Source organism: Kiloniella sp., from assembly GCF_048259265.1.
Taxonomy (GTDB): Bacteria; Pseudomonadota; Alphaproteobacteria; order Kiloniellales; family Kiloniellaceae; genus Kiloniella.
This window is the reverse complement of record NZ_JBLXHT010000002.1, coordinates 75204-95896: the sequence shown is the minus strand read 5'-3', so window position 1 is coordinate 95896 and position 20693 is coordinate 75204. Positions and strand designations below refer to the sequence as shown.

Sequence of the window (20693 nt, the reverse complement as noted above, 5' to 3'; positions counted from 1 at the left end):
ACTGGAAAGAATTACCTCGGAACTTATTCCGTTACATTATCCAAACAAAGCTCAGAAAATCAATCAGAGTGTTCTTCGGTTAATTGACTGGAATTATTTAACAAACGAGGAACAATTCATGTTGAGCCAGCAACCAATAGAATGCCCCAATGCATTACTGCATAATGCTGCTCAATATGCGCCCGCACGTACAGCTATCGTCAATGCAACCACCCCCATCGCCATAGAAAGCGCTTACCTTGCCCAAAAAGCAGGATTGATAGAACCTGTTCTCGTCGGTGACAAATCAATCATATCCAGATTATCTAACGATATGAGGTGGGATCTATCAAAGATCGAAATTCACCACACAGCAGATGAAGAAACAGCAGCAAAAAAAGCCGTCCTTCTTGCGCGGTCTGGAAACGTAAACGCAATAATGAAAGGGCAAATCCATACCGATGTTTTCATGAAAGCCATCGTAAACCGTGAAACTGGCCTTAGAACCGGGCGGCGTCTATCGCATGCATTCTACATGTCAGTTCCGGGTTCTGATCGTACCATGATTATTACAGATGCAGCCGTCAACATTGCGCCGGATCTGGAAACAAAAAAATCAATCATCCAGAATTCAATTGAAATGATGCGCGCGCTTGGCAACCGAAACCCCAAAGTCGCGATACTTTCAGCCACAGAAGAAGTAAACCCACAAATACCATCAAGTACAGATGCCGCAACGTTGACAGAATGGGCAAAGGACGAAGTTTTAGATGCCTTTGTTTTTGGCCCCATGGCGTTGGATAATGCCATTTCCCCAGAGGCCGCTCATATAAAGGGCATTGATAACCCCGTTGCCGGTAAAGCGGATATTCTGGTGGTTCCAAACATAGAAACCGGGAACGCCATGTTCAAACAGCTTGTTTATTGTGACAGTGCGTGTGCCGCCGGAATTGTGCTGGGGGCAAGTGTTCCGATTGTTTTAACCAGCCGAGCAGATCCCCCCGCCGCACGTCTTGCATCCATGGCACTGGCTGCAATTGTTGCACATATTACGTAAAAAAATTGTAGATTTAATAAAATATAACAATCTATAGTAACCTTAAAAAATTCAAAAAAATAAAAACCACAACAAGATAGCGTCAAATTGGAGATGATTTATGGGCTTCTTCCCCACGTCCAAACAAGAGGAAGTTGAGACTTCCCCACATGTATCGGACGAAGTTAAGACCACAACATGTTACATGTGTGCCTGCCGCTGTGGCATCAAGGTACATCTGCGTGGTGATCAGATCCGCTATATCGAAGGTAATCCCGATCATCCAGTAAACAAAGGTGTGCTCTGCGCCAAAGGATCAGCCGGGATTATGCAACACAATTCCCCTGCCCGTTTGCAAAAACCACTTCTAAGAACAGGCGAACGTGGCTCTGGCGAATTTAAAGAAATTGAATGGGATGAAGCTCTCGAACTTGCAGGGGGATGGCTTGGCGAGATCCGAGCAAAAGATCCCTCAAAGCTCGCTTTCTTTACAGGTCGCGACCAATCTCAAAGCTTGACTGGCTGGTGGGCTGGAAAATTTGGCACTAGAAACTTTGCCGCCCATGGTGGATTTTGTTCCGTCAATATGGCAGCTGCTGGTTTATACAGTGCCGGGGGATCTTTCTGGGAATTCGGTGAACCCGATTGGGATCATACAAAATACCTTTTAATGTTCGGCGTTGCAGAAGACCATGATTCCAACCCGATCAAAATTGGGTTGGGTAAACTAAAAACCCGCAAAGGAACCAAGTTTGTTTCTGTAAATCCGGTTCGCACAGGGTATTCCGGAATCGCCGATGAATGGATTGGCATTCGCCCCGGGACAGATGGTCTCTTTGTCTTTGCCCTCATTCATGAGCTACTCAAGGCAGAGAAGGTCGACTGGACTTATATTACCCGATACACAAATGCCCCTTGGCTTGTCATACAAGATCCCAGCGCCGCAGATGACGGTCTTTTTGCCCGCGATGCCGAGGGAAATCCCCTATGTTATGATGCCGAGACAAAAAAGCTCGTCTCGTCAACAAACGTCGAGGCAAAACCAGCATTGGCTGGAGAGTTCACTTTGCCAGATGGTCGCAAGGCTGTTCCGGCCTTTCACTTAATGGCTGATCGTTATCTAGATCCTCAGTACGCACCAGAAACCGTTGCAGAACAAATTGGTTACAGCGCAGAAAACATTCGCCGTATTGCAGCAGAAATTGCCCATGTCGCGTTCGAAGAGACAATCGAACTTGATGTATCCTGGACAGACTGGGCCGGACGAAAACAGAATAAAATGATCGGGCGGCCCGTTTCCATGCATGCCATGCGCGGGATCTCTGCGCATTCGAATGGTTTCCATACCTGTCGCGCCATTCATGTCCTTCAAATGCTCTTGGGCTCGATTGATGTTCCCGGTGGTTTTAGACACAAGCCACCCTTCCCGCGCCCCTGTCCTCCGGGACCAAAACCTGCGGGACATGAGTCCATCGCCAACACACCGTTACCCGGCATGCCTCTGGGGTTCCCGACCGGGCCAGAAGACTTGCTGGTTGAACCCGATGGCACACCAAAACGTATAGACAAAGCCTACAGCTGGGAATATCCACTGGCCTCTCATGGCATGATGCACATGGTCATTCATAATGCTTGGAAGGGTGATCCCTATCCTGTGGATTTACTTTTCATGTATATGGCGAATATGAGCTGGAACAGCTCTATGAATGTCCCCGGTACAATTAAATATCTCACCAATAAAAACGATGACGGTAGTTACAAAATCCCCAAGATCATCTATTCAGATGCCTACCATTCCGAGATGGTGCCTTATGCAGATCTTGTTCTCCCCGATACGACCTATCTTGAACGGTGGGATGCGATTTCCCTACTTGATCGCCCCATCTGTAGCGCTCATGGCCCGGCTGATTCTATTAGGCAGCCCGTCATAAAACCAGATAGAGACGTACGCCCTTTTCAAGATGTTTTATTGGATCTGGGTGCACGGCTTGGCTTGCCCGGCATGGCCAAAGAAGACGGTAGTGCCATGTACCCCGGCGGCTATTCTGATTACATCACCAACCACGAACGGACACCGGGAGTTGGGCCTCTCGCGGGTTGGCGTGGAAAAGATGGCAATAGTCACGGGAAAGGAGATCCAAACCTCGATCAATTGCAGAAGTATATTGATAACGGCTGTTTCTGGTCAGATGAATTCACCCCAGAACAATCCTATTATAAATTTGCCAACCGATCTTATCTTGATCGGTCCCATGAAATGGGCTGGATCCCCAATGCAGAACGTATTGTGATGCACATCTATTCGGAACACATGCAAAAGTTCCGCCTCGCGGCACAGGGGCATGGTGACATCCAACCGCCCGATGATCTACGCAGTCGAATAGACGAGACATTTGATCCTCTACCAATCTGGTACATGCCCTTAGAAGAAAAGGCAGTGGATGGCAAAGAATATCCTCTGCATGCTGTGACCCAACGCCCAATGCATATGTATCACAGTTGGGGGTCTCAGAATGCATGGTTAAGACAAATCACTGCCCAAAACCGCCTGTTCATCAATGAAGAAACTGCGGGGCAACATGGCATTGTCAACGAAGATTGGATCTGGGTTGTCTCACCACATGGTCGCGTGAAAACACAGGTAAAATTGATGAGCGGCGTTAATCCCCACACGATTTGGACCTGGAATGCTATCGGTAAACGTAAAGGCGCCTGGGGTCTGAATGATAAAGCACCGGAATCTAATCGTGGCTTCTTGCTAAACCATATCATCTCAGAGCTGCTTCCACCAAGAAAAGACGGTTACCGTTATTCGAACTCTGACCCCGTCACCGGACAGGCGGCCTGGTATGATCTCAGGGTGCGCATTGAAAAGTGTAACGCACAGGAGGAAGGCGCAACAGAACCAATGTTTGAGGCTTTTGCCCCGCTGCCCAATGCGCCGGAACAAATGGCTGTTTTACGTTATGGTGCCGACTTTGGGGACAACATCCCAAAATCAGAAGGCTCAACGCCTAAAGAGACAAAAGTACCCACATCAGATGATACACTGGCAGGAGAAAAACCATGACCTGTCTTCCACAAAACGGTAGTAAAAAGAAACTCGGTCTGGTTATCGACCTTGATATCTGTGTCGGCTGTCACGCCTGTGCTGTAAATTGTAAAGAATGGAACACCGGCGGTCACTCTGCCCCCCTAACCGATATGGATCCCTACGGTGCCGATCCAAATGGTGTGTGGTTTAACCGTATCCATAGCTTCGAAGTCGTTGATGATGATAACGACAGCCGTACTGTTCACTTTCCCAAAAGCTGCCTTCATTGTGATGATGCACCCTGTGTCACGGTTTGTCCGACAGGTGCATCCTATAAACGTGAAGAAGATGGTATAGTTCTGGTTGATGCCGATAAATGCATAGGCTGTAAACTATGTTCATGGGCCTGCGCCTATGGAGCCAGAGAATACGACGAAGACGTGGGTATAATGAAAAAATGTACCCTCTGCGTTGATCGGATTTACAACGAAAATTTGCCCGAGGCATCCAGAGTACCAGCCTGTGTTTCAACATGTCCAGTTGGCGCAAGATCCTTTGGTGATCTGGGCGATCCAAACTCTGATGTCAGCAAGCTTGTCGCAGAACGTGAGGGTTTTGATTTGATGGCAGAGCTTGATTACAAGCCGACAAATAAATACTTACCACCCCGCCCCAAACAAAATGAGAATACGGTTTCGGATAAACCCGTTAGTCTCTCCCCTGTTGAAACTGAAAAAGCTGGCCTGTTAGCGCGATGGGCTGACAAAGTCTTATCGCTCTAAAAAGAAAGGAGTTTTCACATGCATCCAGCAAAGTCAGTTATTCTCTTCACAACCGCTTCAGGCGCAGGTTACGGACTTCTTTTTCTTCTTATCCTTGGGCATATGCTTGGCGTAATCCCACCCGATCAAACTTTAGCTCTCAGCGGATTTGGGTCAGCCTTTATCTTGATCGTTTTGGGGCTTCTGTCTTCAACATTCCACCTCGGCAGACCAGAGCGTGCTTGGCGCGCTCTGACACAATGGCGGTCATCATGGTTAAGTCGCGAAGGTATTTTGGCAATCGCCACCTTCCTACCCACAGGAATCTATGGTCTCTGGTGGATATTTTTCTCAAGTAGCGAATTTGCCCTTCTCCCGCTTATCGGCAGCGCTGCGTTATTACTGTGCTGTGCAACTGTCTATTGCACATCAATGATATATGCCTGCCTGAAACCTGTTGCAGCATGGCACAACAAGTTTGTACCTGCTGGCTACCTAGTATTATCCCTCTCGACGGGCGCCTTGTTATTGAATGCCATTTTGCATTTACAGGGTAAAAACGACCAACTGTTTGACATGTTAACCATCGCATTGATTATCATCGCAGTCGTACACAAGTTTTATTACTGGCAATACATCAATGAAAATACAGCCCAAAGCACTGTTGGAAGTGCAACGGGCCTTGGATCAATGGGTAAAGTTAGCCTTTTGGAAGCTGCCCATACCGAAGCAAACTACTTGATGAAAGAAATGGGGTTTAAAATTGCCAGAAAACACAGACAAAAGCTGAGAAATATCACCTTTATCTTTGGCTTTATTTTCCCAATCTTTCTGATTTCACTTTCAGGCATGATTTCAAATGCCACTCTAAGCAACCTTGCAATCATACTCTCAATACTGTCTGGAGGACTGGGGATTGTCACCGAAAGATGGCTCTTTTTTGCAGAAGCAAAACATACTGTAAACCTCTATTACGGTGCAGAGAAGGTTTAGAACACATCAGCCCTGAATCGCGTCAGAGATCCAGGGCTGATTGTTTAATTACTTGGGTTCAGATGCTCAGACTTAATTTATTTAAGCAACGATATCTTTTTTTAACTCAGGTCTTCCAGATTCAGACGTCTTTGCAATTTTCTCTTGGGCAATAAGATCAGAGATCGCGCTTGTTGCGCCCTGCTCCCGATCCGCGCGTTTAAAGATATCCAGCAAAACATCGTAAATAGCGGCAACCTTTTCATCGACCCACTGACGATCATACTTTCCGTCAATCTCCGCAGCCACGTTGATGATACCGCCAGCGTTAATCACGTAATCCGGTGCATAAAGAATATTATGATCCCGTAACAACATACCATCTGTATCTTTGGCAAGTTGATTGTTCGCGGCACCTGCAACGATTTTCGTTTTCAGCTTGGGAATAGATGTTTCGTTTAATACTGCGCCCAATGCGCAAGGGGCAACTACCTCAGACTCAACAAAGAGTATTTCATCACAGGATACTGCTGTAGCGCCGAATTCTTTAACGGCATGTCGAACAGCATCTTCGTTAATATCCGCAACGGTTAGCCTGGCTCCGGCCGCATGTAACTCTTTACACAAATGCCATCCGACATGACCAAGCCCCTGCACAGCGACGGTTAAACCAGCGACGCTGTCTTTACCCAGTTGGTGCTTAACAGCAGCTCTGATGCCATTAAAAGTGCCGCGAGCGGTGAAGGGAGAAGGATCACCACTCGCGGCAAGTCCAGAATTTAACCCCGCAACATGAGGGGTTTCCTGGGAGACAACTTCCATATCTGAAACAGATATTCCAACGTCTTCTGCAGTAATATATTGACCACCAAGTCCATTGACGAAACGCCCGAACGAGCGAAACAGATCTTCTGATTTATCAGTCTTGGCATCACCGATAATAACGGCTTTGCCACCACCCAGACTTAATCCGGCCATTGCGTTTTTATAGCTCATACCTTTGGAAAGCCTGAGCGCATCGTTTAAAGCCGAACCGTTATCCCGGTAATGCCACATACGACACCCGCCAGCAGCAGGCCCCAATGTTGTCGAATGGATGGCAATAATCGCTTTGAGACCTGTGATTTCATCTTGACAAAACACCACCTGTTCATGGCCAGAAAAGGCCTCGTAATTAAAGACATCCATGTTTGATGTATCAGACATTATTCAGTTCCCCGGTTCGTCTGCCCCTGTTTATCTGGGCGACGTCTTAAATCTATAAGCTCAAGCAAAACGGGGCGGTAAATGCATATGAGATAATCACGTCATTTTATTGGATCAAAGCCAACACAATGACGATTGAAGACCAAATCATTAATCAATGTCGATCACCACCTGAAATCCAATTAGCCAGCTTCCCGTAGCCAGTTTGGGGATATCAAAGTGATTAAAAACACAAACTAATGTGCAGCTCTTTCCCAGAAAACACATGCTTGAACATATGCTTAAGCATGTTTCTCAAGCTCTGTTTATTTCTGCCAATTATTTTTGTTTTTTGGCTTCTATTATTTTGCTTCAAACAGAAAGAAATGTTCTTTCTATTTTCACAGTCAATTCGCTATAATAGCAATCTGGTTTCAATTATTTAATAATATGAGAAATATTTATGCTGCCAAAGATTGATAATACGGATAAAAAAATCCTCAAAATTCTGCAAACGGATTCTGATATCAGCAATGCAGAACTTGCGGACAAAGTCGGTCTTTCCCCAGCACCCTGTTGGCGTCGGATAAAACGTTTGGAAGAAAAAGGGATTATAAAACGCCGTGTTGCTATTATTGACTCTGACAGTCTTGGTTTAGAAATCGTCGTCTTTACCACGGTGAAAATCTCTGCACAGGCGCAGCATGGACTTGAGGATTTTGAACGCCGGGTAAGCCGCTTTGACGAGATCACTGAGTGTTATACTGTCAGCGGGGGTATGGATTATATTCTACGCATTGTCACAACGGACATGCGTGCTTACGAGCGTTTCCTGCGAGACCATCTGTTACAGCTCCCTAACATTGCCGAGGTTCATTCCAGATTTGCCGTATCACAAGTTAAATATACCACAGGCCTTCCTCTTGATTTGGTTGAAACAAAAGCTTCCTAAATACAATCCTATTGTCATCCGATTATTTTTATTCTAGTGTCCGGCGCAAGGTACACAGGGGTGCCTCGCCGCCAAAAGTCATAACACCCTGTTATTATCGACATAAACGATGAGTAATCACCCAAAGAATTCTCTGGATCGCTAGGAGCGGATAGATCCGGTAAAAGGAGAAACTCTATGGCTGATATTATCCATGAGCTAAAACACAACGCCCGCATTCTTCACCGTAATATCACAACGGGGAAACAAGCGAGCCTTGCTTTCATTAAAAAGAACCCGGATTTAAAAAAGCTTTCTGATCTCGAGGTTATCGAGACCGTAAAGCGCAAACATTGTTTATCTCAAATCGCAAAAGCGCTTGGGTTTAAAGGGTGGTCACATCTATCCCAAATTATCCAAATGAAAACGACCCCAGTCCCCACGGACGAAAGGTCAGAACTCGATTATGGCAAGATTCTCTGTCCCCCAAGATGTATGCCCTATACAAACTTCTGGACTGTATTCTACCCCGAAGCCAAAGAACACAGAGACCAGACCAACGGATACCTGTTGACCTATGGCACCCAGTTTTTGGTGACAGAACAAGATTATATCGAAACCTTGGGACTGGCCCCCAAAGATCCGGATTGGGATCTTATAGAACGAGACTGGGCCGATCCTAAAAACACGGAGGTCAGAGACCGCCTCTATCAAAAGTTGATTACTCATAACCTGAAAGATCAGGTTTGGTTATAATCAATACGGGTGAGAGTAATCCTTTTGATTACTCTCACTTCAACAAAATCTTTACCCCAAATCTCTGAGTTCTCGTCGAATAATTTTACCTGTTGTGGTCATAGGCAGAGTATCGACAAAAGCAACTTCACGTGGATACTCATGCGCAGCAAGTTGCTTCTTAACAAAGGTCTGAATTTCTGATGCCAGTTTATCATCCCCAAGAAAATTATCATTGAGCACGATAAAGGCCTTAACAATTTCAGTTCGTTGCGGGTCCGGTTTACCAACAACACCCGCCATACGCACAGCAGGATGACCCATCAGGCAATCTTCAATCTCACCAGGGCCGATGCGATAACCGGATGACGTAATAACGTCATCGTCCCGGCCAACAAACTGTATCCAACTCTGATCATCAAGAATACCCGTATCCCCTGTTAAGAGCCATTCACCTGCAAATTTTGCCTTTGTTGCATCCGGGTTGTTCCAATATTTGAGGAACATTACGGGATCAGGAGACTTAACAGCAATATTGCCCAGCGTACCTTGCTGAAGGATCTCGCCCTCATCATTAACAATCGCCAGATTGTGCCCAGGAACGGCACGGCCCATTACGCCCGGTCTTGCATCCATAATTTTGGCGCAGGACGACACAATCATATTACATTCTGTTTGCCCATAGAATTCATTGATTGTTAGTCCGAATGTTTTTTGTCCCCATTCCAGAAGCTCTGTCCCCAGAGACTCTCCGCCTGACGCAATAGAGCGCATGTTTAGATCCCAGCGGATTTCAGGATCAGAAACTGACCGCATCATTTTCAAGGCCGTCGGCGGAATAAAAGCATTCTTGATCCCCTGTTCCGCGAGCAGATCAAATGCTGCTTCGGCCGTGAACTTTTCAAAACGTCGGGCAACAACTGTTACGCCGTGGTGTAGTGCAGGTAGCAACACATCGAGAAGCCCTCCGATCCAAGCCCAATCTGCAGGTGTCCAGATTTTATCGCCAGGTTGAGGAAAGAAATCATGTGACATCTCAACACCCGGTAGATGTCCGAGTAAGACGCGATGCGCATGGAGAGCACCCTTTGGTTGCCCTGTCGTTCCAGAGGTATAGATAATCAAGGCCGGATCGTCCGGTTTCGTCTCGACAGGGGTAAAATCTGTGGAATGGGTCAATAAATCCCGATGCAGATCCTTTGCCCCAGTAGAAGCACCGTCACCTACAGAAGCCCCATCAATGGAATAAACGTGTTTCAAATCTGGCAATCGGTCTTTGATTTCATTAATTTTCTCAACACCAGCCTGATTGGTAATAACAACCCGTGCACCTGAATTTGACAGTCGATATTCCAACGCCTCGACACCGAAGAGCATGAACAAGGGTACCGCAACGCAGCCCATTTTGTAGGCCGCAATGTGCGAAAATGCTGTTTCTAAAGACTGAGGTAGTAAAATGGCAACCCTGTCGCCCCGGTTTATTCCCGATGACGACAAGAGGTTCGCCATACGATTTGAATAGTCTCTCAGATCACCAAAGCTATAGTCAGCGACATTGCCAGCAATATCCACAAAGCTCAGCGCTAAGCGATCCGGGGCGCGCTTGGCCCATTTATCACAGACATCAATACCGATATTATAACTATCTGGGATATCCCACTCAAAGGCCTCTTTAACCGCGCGATAATCAGACCCGTAGCTTAACATGATCACCCCAAATTTACGTTATCGCCGAAAGGAAAACCAACGAAACAGAATGTTATTTATCGCTCTTTAAATGGTTGATGATACCTGAAAAATCAATCCCGCTACCACCTGCATCATTAAAGCTTTGATACAGTTCTTCGGCGTGCGATCCCAATGGTGTTGCGACACCGGCAGATTTGGCAGCATCCTGAGAAAGTTTCAGATCCTTAAGCATCAAGGCCGCCGCAAATCCCGGTGTATAGTCATTATTTGCAGGGCTGGTCGGCACAGGCCCAGGAACAGGACAATAAGTGTTGATTGACCAGCACTGGCCGGAAGACGTCGATGCAACATCAAACAGCGCTTGGTGGTCTAGTCCTAGCTTTTCAGCTAAATTAAAAGCTTCTGAAGAAGCAATCATGGAAATACCGAGGATCATGTTGTTGCAGATCTTAGCAGCCTGTCCATTGCCCGCACCGCCACAATGTACAACCTTTCCACCCATGATATCTAGAAGCTCATGTGCTTTATCAAAAGCCTCTTTCGTGCCCCCCGCCATAAAGGTCAAAGTACCCGTAGTAGCACCGCCCACACCACCAGATACAGGCGCATCAAGGGATAGCATACCCGCTTTTTCAGCCGCGTCATGGGCCGTACGAGAGCTATCAACATCAACGGTCGAACAGTCGATAAAAAGTGATCCCGGCTTGGCAACTTTCAGCGTTACTTCATAGACACTGAGGAGGTGCTTTCCCGCCGGAAGCATTGTAATAATCGCATCCGAAGCAGCAACGGCTTCGTCAACATTATCCACAATTTCAATACCATCTTTTCTGGCGTGATCTTTTGCTTCTTCGGACAGATCAAAGCCTTTAACCGCATAGTTGGCTTTCACCAGATTGGCCGCCATCGGGCCGCCCATGTTACCCAGTCCGATAAATGCTATAGTTTTCATGTTTTTTTCCTCTTCCGATTTACCGGATTATCCCTGATGACAGACCAAGTTCATTTGATCCCAAACTTGCAAAACAATCGCTCACCATTGCTTCAGGCACAGCTTCCAATGTCGCGGGGGACCAATTAGGATTTCCGGTTTTATCGATAACAACCGCACGTACACCTTCGAAAAAATCTTTCTGTTCAAACATGCGACACGCAAGGCGGTATTCCATATCCAGATCTTCTTCAATCCCGCCCAGCGTGCTGGCCTTACGAATAGCAGCCAGCGTTACCTTCATCGAATGTGGTGCGCGCCCAGCAAGATCTTTAACAATTTTTTGCCCTAAATCGCTATCTGTTCTTTCGGCTGCAGAAACAATTTCTTCGACAGAGTTAGAAGAGAATATCTGATCAATTTGCCCTCTGATTTCAGCAAGCTGAGATTGACCGGAACTCACGGTAAAACTTCTGAGCAAACTATCAACATCTGCCCGCGCATCAGTACCGTAATCGGCCTGAGACAGTACTTCAATCAAGTTCGGCAACTTGTCGCTTTGGATTTCAACATCTGCCAATCCGGCATAAATAGCATCTTGCGCCCCGATACGATGCCCGGTTAATCCCAGGAATGTGCCAACTTCACCCGGCGCATTCGCCAAAAGCCACGTACCACCGACGTCCGGGAAAAGGCCGATGGCGGTTTCAGGCATCGCAATCATGGACCGATCGGTCACAATCCGATTGCTACCATGGGCAGATACACCAACACCACCGCCCATGACAATACCATCCATAATGGCAACGTAGGGCTTGGGATAATTGGCAATAAGCGCGTTGAGTTTGTATTCATCTGCCCAGAATTTTTGAGCAACACCATCCTGTTCCTGCCCCGATTTATAAAGGGCGCGAATATCCCCCCCTGCACACAAGCCACGCTCACCAGCGCCATCAACAATAACAACCCGAACTGTTTCATCTGTTTGCCAGCTTTCCAAAGCAGCCAACATTCCGTGAACCATATCCAAAGAAAGAGCATTCAAAGCCTTGGGGCGATTAAGCGTAATGCGTCCTGCACTACCTTCTTGCCGAACGATCAACTCATCTGTCATGCTCTGTCTCCTTTCAACAGATCACGAGATATAATCAGTCGCATAATCTCGTTGGTCCCTTCCAGAATTTGATGAACTCTTAGGTCTCGAACAATTTTTTCGATACCGTAATCCGCCAGATATCCATAACCACCATGAATTTGAAGGGCCTCGTTTGCTACAGTAAATCCGGTATCTGTTGCAAAACGTTTCGCCATTGCGCACCAGCGCGTGGCGTCGTGTGTTTTCGCATCCAACTTGGTTGCCGCTGTATATAAAAGCGTGCGGGCCGCGGTCAGTTCAGTTTCCATGTCGGCAACTTTGAACTGTAGTCCTTGAAACTGAGCAAGTGACTTCCCGAAGGCTTTACGTTCGCCCATATAGCCAATGGCTTTATCCAAGGCAGATTGTGCACCACCAAGAGAGCAGGCACCAATATTTAAACGACCACCATCAAGTCCCATCATGGCAATTTTAAAGCCCTGCCCTTCTTCACCAATCATATTGGCAGCAGGAATGCGCACGTCTTCCATGACGACGGTTCTTGTCGGTTGCGCTTTCCATCCCATTTTCTTTTCGTTGGCCCCAAAAGAAACACCCTCTGCATCTTTTGGTATCAGAAAGCAAGAAACACCACTTGCCCCATCACCGCCCGTACGAGCCATAACCAGATAAAGATCAGATGTTCCCGCGCCAGAAATAAACTGTTTCGCACCATTAAGGACAAAGTCATCACCATCACGAACCGCTTTGGTTTTCAAAGCTGCAGCGTCAGATCCTGCTGATGGTTCCGTCAGACAATAGCTGGCGATAAGATCCATGGTCATCATTTGCGGCAACCACTTTTGGCGCTGTTCTTCTGTGCCAAAGCGGTCAATCATCCACGATGCCATATTGTGGATAGAAATAAAGGCAGATACAGCCGGACATCCAGCAGAAAGCGCTTCAAAAATCAACGCAGCATCCAAACGTCCCAAGCCAGAGCCACCGACATCATCCCGAACATAGATCCCCCCCATACCAAGAGCAGCCGCTTCACGCATTACATCAACAGGAAAATGTTCTTTTTCATCCCATTCCAACGCGAAAGGTGCAATTTTGTCACGGGCGAAATCCTGTGCCATTTCTTGAATAGCACACTGTTCTTCATTCAGTTCAAATTGGCTCATCAGCTTATCTTTTATTCAGAAACAAAGAGAACGGGATGCCTCAGTGACGACTATGACAGCAATCAGGAAACATCCCGTATTTTTAGACTCAATCCATTGTTGGAATTGAGAACTCGGCACCTTCTTTCACACCAGAAGGCCAACGTTGAGTTACCGTCTTGGTCTTGGTGTAGAAACGAATTGCATCTGGCCCGTGCTGGTTCAAATCACCAAAACCAGAACGCTTCCAGCCACCAAATGTGTAATAGGCAAGCGGCACAGGAATTGGCACGTTCACGCCAACCATGCCAACGTTCACCTTGGTCATGAAGTCGCGCGCTGTATCCCCGTCACGGGTATAAATCGCAACGCCATTACCATACTCATGCTCACTTGGCAGACGAAGTGCTTCTTCATAGTCCTTGGCACGTACAACAGAGAGAACCGGGCCAAAAATCTCTTCTTTGTAAATACGCATATCAGGGGTCACGTTATCAAACAGGCACCCGCCCATGTAAAAACCTTCTTCATAGCCCTGCATGACAAAGTCACGACCATCAACGACCAGCTTTGCGCCTTCTTCAAGGCCAATACCAACATAGCCCTTGGTACGTTCAACTGCTTCGGCTGTAACCATAGGGCCAAAATCAGCATCGGGATCAGTCGACAGGCCAATTCTCAACGCTTCAACACGTGGTGTTAGCTTTTCGATGAGGCGGTCAGCTGTTTCTTCACCCACAGGGACAGCCACAGAAATAGCCATACAGCGTTCCCCGGCAGATCCATAACCAGCGCCGATCAACGCATCCGCGACCTGATCCAAATCAGCATCAGGCATAATAATCATGTGGTTCTTCGCCCCGCCAAAACACTGAGCTCGTTTACCCTGCGCGGTTGCCCTTGTATAAACATACTCAGCAATCGGTGTCGAACCAACAAAACCAACGGCTTTAATATCTGGATCATCCAGAATAGCATCCACCGATACTTTATCACCATTCACGACATTCAAAATACCAGCCGGAAGACCAGCTTCCAGCATCAATTCCCCTAGACGGAGTGGCAATGAAGGATCACGTTCGGAAGGCTTAAGAATAAACGCATTTCCAGAAACGATTGCAGGTGCAAATTTCCACATCGGGATCATAGCCGGGAAGTTAAAAGGCGTAATGCCTGCGACAACGCCCAAAGGTTGACGCATAGAGAACATATCAATGCCCGGACCAGCACCTTCGGTAAACTCACCTTTTTGTAAATGCGGGATACCACACGCAAATTCAACAACTTCTAGGCCACGCTGAATATCGCCTTTTGCATCCGGAATGGTTTTACCATGCTCACGGGACAGCATTTCGGCAAGTTCGTCGTAGTTTTCCTGGCAAAGATGTAAGAACTTGAGCATCACACGCGCACGCTTTTGCGGGTTAGTTGCCGCCCAAGCTGGTTGTGCTGCTTTGGCATTTTCCACAGCAGCTCTTAATTCGTCTTCAGAAGCTAGAGGCACCTTCGCGGCAATCTCTCCGGTCATTGGCCAGAAAACATCGCTAAAACGTCCGGAAGTACCTGTTACTTTTTCGCCACCAATCAGGTGATAGAGTTCAGCGGTCATACCGCATCTCCTTCAAATAGTGATCGCGCCTGAACATATGCTAAAAACACAGGAACAGAACGCGGCAAATTGTTTAAAAGAGCATCTGCCTGTAAATTCAAAAACCCAAATCGGATTATCTGAATAAAAGATGCCAGCTTCTTGATCTTGTCACATAGACTTGCATTGTTTTTTTTGCACAGCTATAGGTAATAGTGACAAACCAGTGTGCGAAAATACATTATGAACCCTACTTTTGACTGGAATGACCTCCGCCCATTCCTCGCCGTCGCGCGAACAGGAAAACTGACAATTGCGGCAAAACGCCTGAAAGTGGATCATACCACAGTCAGCCGACGTATTCAGGCCCTCGAAACCGCGTTGAACGCAACCTTGTTCGAACGCGGACCCCAAGGCTATGCGCTCACAGAAATCGGGCAACGATTACTTGGTGCGGCGGAGTCCATGGAAACCATGGCAATGGGTGTTCAAAATGAAATTGCCGGGGCTGATCTAGATCTAACCGGGGCCGTCAGGATTGGGGCACCCGATGGTTTTGGCAGTTATTTTCTGGCTCCGAGAATTTGTGATCTTTGTCGATCACACCCGGGATTGGAAATTGATCTCGTCGCAATGCCACGCATGTTTAGCCTTTCAAAACGCGAAGCAGACATCGCCATTGGCCTAAGCCGCCCGACAGAAGGACGTTTGCGATCCCGTAAACTCACCGATTATCGCCTGGGCCTTTATGCATCACCGGAGTATTTGGAACGTCGGGGACCAATCACTCACAAAGATCAATTAAAAGAGCATCGTCTAGTAGGTTATATTGAAGACTTGATCTTCTCCCCTGAATTGAACTATGTCCCCCAAATCGGGAAAGAGCTACGCCCGCAGCTTCGCAGCACAAACCTGATCGCACAGATGCATGCCACGTCAACAGGAGCCGGGATCTGCATCTTGCCTTGCTTCATGGCAGATAATCAGGAAAACCTCGTCCCGGTACTGCGTGAAGAAGTCAACTTCATGCGGACCTTCTGGCTTATCTACCATGCTGACTTGCAAGGCTTTGCCCGAATAAGAGCAGCCGTCGACTTCATCGTTGAAAAAGTAACTAGAGAGAGAAAAGTATTTTTACCAGAAACCTAGGCTTAAAAATTACAAATAGCCACCAGATACCAATCCCCGGTATCCAGATGTAACTTACGGCGCCTTTTCGCTAAATAGTTGCAAATCAATGCTTGTAGCGATTTACCCGCCCCAAAAATCAATTACAATTAGCAAGATATTAACCTGTCGCCCTTTAAATATCTGTATCACAAACAAAAAGCGCACCCTACGAATGGGATCGTTTTAAAGGGACAGTATGGTTGTTATTTAAAAACAACCATATCCATGGGAACACTTGATGGAAGCAGAGAATAAATTTTCTCTCAAAAATCTAACCCCGGCGTTATTGCTGATTTTATTCAGCAGTGTCTATCTGGGGTATATGTATTTTCGCCCAGCAGAAAGCGTTCAACAAGTTGCGGTACTGTTTTCACCAGAGCAAACTTTTCAAGAAAACATAGAAGCACTCGACACCATGGACGCCAGATTAGTCAGAATCGGTTATTGGGACAACTTACTTATTGTCGATTTTGGCAAAGAGATCCTAACAACGGATATACAGCTTCCTTCAGCGTTTCTATTACTTGATGCCATCGCGACAGGCAGCTGCTTCTTCAAAGAAACATAAGTTCACGTATAAATAACCATAAGAGTCTAAAGCCATGAACGACTTACAAACGATTAGAACCCGTGCTGCAAAGATGTTTATTCTATTCATTTTTGCGCACATCGTTTTGACACCAATAATAGCCATCATTCTCGATGTCCCGTTTTTAGACGTTACGATTATGGCGATTGCGGTATCTCTTGCGGTTGGGCTTACGTGGAAATTTGCCGGTATTAACGCCGCAGCAACGCACTATATCATCGCTGTCGGGTTAAGTTTGATGCCAGCCATCATAACCTATCTTTTCAAGGGACATCCTTGGCAAATTGACATCCATATGTATTTTTTTGCAAGCCTGGCTATGGTAACTGCACTTTGCAACTGGAGAGCAATAATCATCGCCGCAGCGACTGTCGCGGTTCACCATTTAATATTAAATTTCTTACTACCAGTAGCTATCTTCCCTTCAGGGGCTGATTTTTTCCGGGTAGTATTGCATGCCGTAATTGTTATCGCGGAAACCGTTGTTCTTTTATGGTTGGCTATTAAATTAGAAGCTGCGTTCAGCCAAGCGGCTGCTGCTTTATCTGAAGCGACCTTTGCTCAAAAAGAAATTGAAAAAGCGCGCGAAGAACAATTATTGATAGAACAAACAGCAAAAGAGAAAAATAACGAAGCTCGAGTACAGATGGCAAATGACTTTGAAGCATCTATTGGGCGCATTATTTCTTCTCTATCCGGATCAGCAAACGGCATGAGAACGGTTGCCCAGGATATGTCCAGCGCCGCAACACAATCATCCAGTCAAACATCCGTTGTTGCAAGCGCTGCAGAAGAAGCATCAACAAATGTTCAATCGGTCGCAGCGGCGACAGAAGAGTTATCAGCATCCATTAATGAGATATCATCGCAAGTTCAGCGATCAGCCGACATAGCAAACAATGCGGTAGAAGAAGCATCACTTACAAATGACAAGATTGAAGGTCTGGCCCTCGCCGCGGATAAAATTGGTGAAGTCGTCAAACTTATTAACGACATCGCAGAACAGACAAACCTGCTAGCACTTAACGCTACAATCGAAGCAGCGAGAGCTGGCGAAGCTGGAAAAGGCTTTGCTGTTGTGGCATCCGAAGTGAAATCTCTGGCAAATCAAACAGCCAAAGCAACAGAAGATATTTCTTCACAGATCAACTCTATCCAAACTGAAACGAAAGACGCCGTGTCAGCCATACAGAGTATATCTGGAACGATTAAATCAATTCATGAGGTTGCGACGGCAATTGCATCAGCTGTTGAAGAGCAAGGCGCTGCAACATCTGAGATAACAATGTCTGTCCAGCAAGCTGCAAACGGAACAGAACAGGTAACATCTAATATTATACAGGTCAGAGAAACAGCAAGCGCAACAGGTTCTGCTGCTCAGCAAGTACAAAATTCAGCTTCAAGCCTCGCTGAAGAAGCTGGACAACTGGAACAACAAGTTATGAATTTTGTGGGACAGTTACGAACGTCAACATCATAGTTAAACGGAAAGCTCACAAAAAAGGCCCTAACCGCAAACAGTTAGGGCCTTTGTGTTAATCACCTTCAGTATTACTGACTGGCAAGCACCTTATCAATTGGCCCCAAGTTCAAGAACAAAGTTTCACCAGTTGAATCATCGACGCCGTCATTATCTGTGACTGCATATAGGGTTCCGTCGGCAGCAACCGTCAGACCTTCAAGCTTGTCAGGCGTCCAGCCATTTGCACGGTTCAGATCAACAAGAACATCTCTGATCAGCGCTTTACGTATAACCGGAACTTCCTTTGCCCCAAGCTCGGCAGCGGCAGTGTGCTTTACAGATACACGATAAACCCGTTTGATCGCCGCATCCGGACCACCTTTATTATCACGCTCAACAATCGCAAGATCACCATTGCCCAAGCTTGTGATTTCGCTCAAACCAACCCAACCGCCAGCAGGGCTTTCAGGTTCATCCAAACGATAGGCATTTACACCCCAGGTTCCTGCTTTGAAATCGTGAGAGATGATTTTCGCATAACCCTTTTTATCATCTTTCCAGGCTCTTTGAACCGCAACATAAAGTGTATCGTTATAAAGCGTAACCCCTTCAAGTCCATGCTTTTTCATCTGGCTTTCAAGCTCAGTTGGCAAGGCAACTTCACGGGTAACCTGACCCGTTGGCAATACATGTAAAAGCTTGCTCTCACGCTTTTCCGGCTTTCCTTCGGAAACAACCCAAAAACTACCATCCGGTGCAGCAACGATACCCTCAAGATCAAGGTTCTCGACAGGCTTCCCGGCTTTGGTAATACGACGAGACGAAACAATACGGGCCGGACGAGACGCCACATCAATTGTGAAAATATCAGCTGTGGAATAGAAGCTGTCATTCACAGCATAGAGGATTGATGGATCGGTCGCATTAGCGGTCAGGCCTGATAGGGCACCCCAACCGATCGGTGTACCATTCGGCCCATCGACAGACACAATCTGCGGCAAACTTACGCCCTCATTACCCTGTTTATAAATCGTCAGGTTTGAGCGATAGCCGTCTTTAACAGCATCTTTTTCATTTGCGATAACAACAAGTCCACGCGATGGGATAGTAACAATTCCCTCGGGGCCAACACCGCCAGATGGCAATGCCTGAACAAAATCAAAACGATTGTTCAATCCACCAGCCGTTTTCACATCCTGATAAACACCAATAAGATTGGCACGTTCCAGCCCGACAAAAACAAGGCGATCTTCACCGTAAGTTCCAACAGTTACACCTTCGGGCTCTGTTCCCTTTTTGTGAGACCGCTTTTCCGGATAGTGCCCCATAGATACAGCCAAACGTTCTGTCTGAGAACCACTGTCGAACAACACCGAACCTGATTTGGAAAACACGGTAAAACCACGTGATCCGCCTTCGTAATCACCTTCGTTTGCCGTTACAAAACGATCATCATCAATCCAAGAAACAGCATCTGGCTCGCGCTTAAGATCAGAAAGACTTTCCGTTAGGGAAATGGATTTATCTTTTGTGTTATCAACGCCGGTGATTGACGATGTACCAGCAGAGTAATGATTTATGACTTTGTTATTTTCCAGATCAACAATAACGATATGGTTGTTTTCCTGAAGTGTCACAACAGCCTGATTAAGCCCGTTGATAGAAACGAACTCAGGCTCAGGATCAGTTGGCGCAATGTCCGTCAGACCTTTTAAGTCAGTGACAGCAGCATTATCACAATTTGAAAGCAGCCCCGTATCATTCAAACGGAATGTCGCAAGATGGCCCGCCGGATTTTGCGGAATGACACCATCGTTCAAGTCTTCATCCCGCTCGTTCTCAATGGCAACCGCAAGGTATTTTCCGTTCGGGCTAAGTGCAACACTGTCAGGCTGTCCGGACACATCACATTTTGCGACGACCTTATTGGCTTTGAGATCAACAATCGCCATATAGCCGGAAGGCTTTACATAACTCTTAGAGGTATTAACCCCGACATAAGCGTAGTTACCTTTGACAGTCACAGATGTCGGCTCACCACCAACATTTACTACGCCAGCGGGTTTAGGGTTGGCAGGATCAAATATATCAACTTTACCAATCGCCTCCAATTCGGAGTCCGTGTAAACAAGCATCGTTCCCTTCATCGCCGGTGCAACAATCTCAGCAACCGTTTCTGTCGCTTCATCTTTGCCTTTGGGCAGATTTTCATAAATTGGAAAAGAAGACAGGCGGCTAAAAGGTTCAACGGCAAACGCCGATGTTGCAAGACACATAGCCACAACGGCCAGACTTGCGAACTTACCAAGATTTTTCATTACGTGGACTCCCGATGGATTGTATTTATTCTCCCCTGCTATGCCGCGTTCTGATTTCAAAGGCATGACAAA

Annotated in this window: 16 protein-coding genes; 9 read left to right on the top strand and 7 right to left on the bottom strand. The window is 46.7% G+C overall.

All coding sequences use genetic code 11. The annotated features are described in order from the left end of the window. Positions 1 to 118: 118 nt before the first annotated feature. From ACN0QW_RS03660 to ACN0QW_RS03645, 4 genes are all read left to right on the top strand, one after another. The gene (locus ACN0QW_RS03660) at positions 119 to 1036 is read left to right on the top strand and encodes a bifunctional enoyl-CoA hydratase/phosphate acetyltransferase (RefSeq protein WP_417428864.1); all 918 of its coding nucleotides are present in this window, start codon (positions 119 to 121) and stop codon (positions 1034 to 1036) included. A 100-nt stretch (positions 1037 to 1136) separates the two neighbouring features. Next, complete coding sequence (locus ACN0QW_RS03655; RefSeq protein ID WP_417428862.1) at positions 1137 to 4085, top strand: molybdopterin oxidoreductase family protein; 2949 nt, start codon at positions 1137 to 1139, stop codon at positions 4083 to 4085. Further along, positions 4082 to 4831: a 4Fe-4S dicluster domain-containing protein gene (locus ACN0QW_RS03650; RefSeq protein WP_417428860.1), complete on the top strand. Its 750-nt coding sequence runs from the start codon at positions 4082 to 4084 to the stop codon at positions 4829 to 4831. Before ACN0QW_RS03655 ends, ACN0QW_RS03650 begins: the two co-directional genes overlap by 4 nt. Positions 4832 to 4849: 18 nt before the next feature. Beyond that, entirely contained in the window at positions 4850 to 5803 is a 954-nt protein-coding gene (locus tag ACN0QW_RS03645) for a dimethyl sulfoxide reductase anchor subunit family protein (protein ID WP_417428858.1), read from the top strand. A gap of 81 nt (positions 5804 to 5884) precedes the next feature. Here ACN0QW_RS03645 and ACN0QW_RS03640 read toward each other — a convergent pair whose 3' ends face one another. Next, a complete protein-coding gene (locus ACN0QW_RS03640) occupies positions 5885 to 6988 on the bottom strand; it encodes a Leu/Phe/Val dehydrogenase (RefSeq protein WP_417428856.1) in 1104 nt (367 codons plus the stop codon). Positions 6989 to 7430: 442 nt separating this feature from the next. On the opposite strand from ACN0QW_RS03640, the gene ACN0QW_RS03635 reads away from it, so the two are divergent. Together ACN0QW_RS03635 and ACN0QW_RS03630 are read left to right on the top strand one after the other, a co-directional pair. Beyond that, positions 7431 to 7919 (top strand): Lrp/AsnC family transcriptional regulator, encoded by a 489-nt coding sequence (locus tag ACN0QW_RS03635; RefSeq protein ID WP_417428854.1) that lies wholly within the window; start codon positions 7431 to 7433, stop codon positions 7917 to 7919. A gap of 177 nt (positions 7920 to 8096) precedes the next feature. Further along, entirely contained in the window at positions 8097 to 8654 is a 558-nt protein-coding gene (locus ACN0QW_RS03630; RefSeq protein ID WP_417428852.1) for a hypothetical protein, read from the top strand. Positions 8655 to 8705: 51 nt separating this feature from the next. On the opposite strand, the gene ACN0QW_RS03625 is transcribed toward ACN0QW_RS03630, so the two are convergent. From ACN0QW_RS03625 to ACN0QW_RS03605, 5 genes are all read right to left on the bottom strand, one after another. Further along, positions 8706 to 10340, bottom strand: a complete 1635-nt coding sequence (locus ACN0QW_RS03625) for an acyl-CoA synthetase (protein ID WP_417428850.1) — start codon at positions 10338 to 10340, stop codon at positions 8706 to 8708. Positions 10341 to 10392: 52 nt separating this feature from the next. Next, the gene (mmsB, locus tag ACN0QW_RS03620) at positions 10393 to 11274 is read right to left on the bottom strand and encodes a 3-hydroxyisobutyrate dehydrogenase (protein WP_417428848.1); all 882 of its coding nucleotides are present in this window, start codon (positions 11272 to 11274) and stop codon (positions 10393 to 10395) included. Between the two features lie 19 nt (positions 11275 to 11293). Continuing rightward, positions 11294 to 12367 (bottom strand): enoyl-CoA hydratase/isomerase family protein, encoded by a 1074-nt coding sequence (locus ACN0QW_RS03615; RefSeq protein WP_417428846.1) that lies wholly within the window; start codon positions 12365 to 12367, stop codon positions 11294 to 11296. Next, entirely contained in the window at positions 12364 to 13515 is a 1152-nt protein-coding gene (locus ACN0QW_RS03610) for an isobutyryl-CoA dehydrogenase (RefSeq protein ID WP_299374682.1), read from the bottom strand. Before ACN0QW_RS03610 ends, ACN0QW_RS03615 begins: the two co-directional genes overlap by 4 nt. A gap of 88 nt (positions 13516 to 13603) precedes the next feature. Then, positions 13604 to 15103 carry a CoA-acylating methylmalonate-semialdehyde dehydrogenase gene (locus ACN0QW_RS03605; RefSeq protein WP_417428844.1) on the bottom strand — a complete coding sequence of 500 codons (1500 nt, stop codon included), beginning with the start codon at positions 15101 to 15103 and terminating at the stop codon, positions 13604 to 13606. Positions 15104 to 15325: 222 nt separating this feature from the next. On the opposite strand from ACN0QW_RS03605, the gene ACN0QW_RS03600 reads away from it, so the two are divergent. The 3 genes from ACN0QW_RS03600 to ACN0QW_RS03590 all read left to right on the top strand — a co-directional run bounded on the left by ACN0QW_RS03600 (position 15326) and on the right by ACN0QW_RS03590 (position 18321). Beyond that, positions 15326 to 16231, top strand: a complete 906-nt coding sequence (locus ACN0QW_RS03600; RefSeq protein WP_085900417.1) for a LysR family transcriptional regulator — start codon at positions 15326 to 15328, stop codon at positions 16229 to 16231. Positions 16232 to 16490: 259 nt separating this feature from the next. Next, entirely contained in the window at positions 16491 to 16820 is a 330-nt protein-coding gene (locus ACN0QW_RS03595) for a hypothetical protein (RefSeq protein WP_417428842.1), read from the top strand. 34 nt (positions 16821 to 16854) lie between these two features. Beyond that, a complete protein-coding gene (locus ACN0QW_RS03590; RefSeq protein WP_417428840.1) occupies positions 16855 to 18321 on the top strand; it encodes a methyl-accepting chemotaxis protein in 1467 nt (488 codons plus the stop codon). Between the two features lie 71 nt (positions 18322 to 18392). Here the strand turns inward: ACN0QW_RS03590 and ACN0QW_RS03585 are convergent, their stop codons facing one another. Beyond that, positions 18393 to 20621 carry an esterase-like activity of phytase family protein gene (locus ACN0QW_RS03585; protein ID WP_417428838.1) on the bottom strand — a complete coding sequence of 743 codons (2229 nt, stop codon included), beginning with the start codon at positions 20619 to 20621 and terminating at the stop codon, positions 18393 to 18395. Between the last annotated feature and the right edge of the window lie 72 nt (positions 20622 to 20693).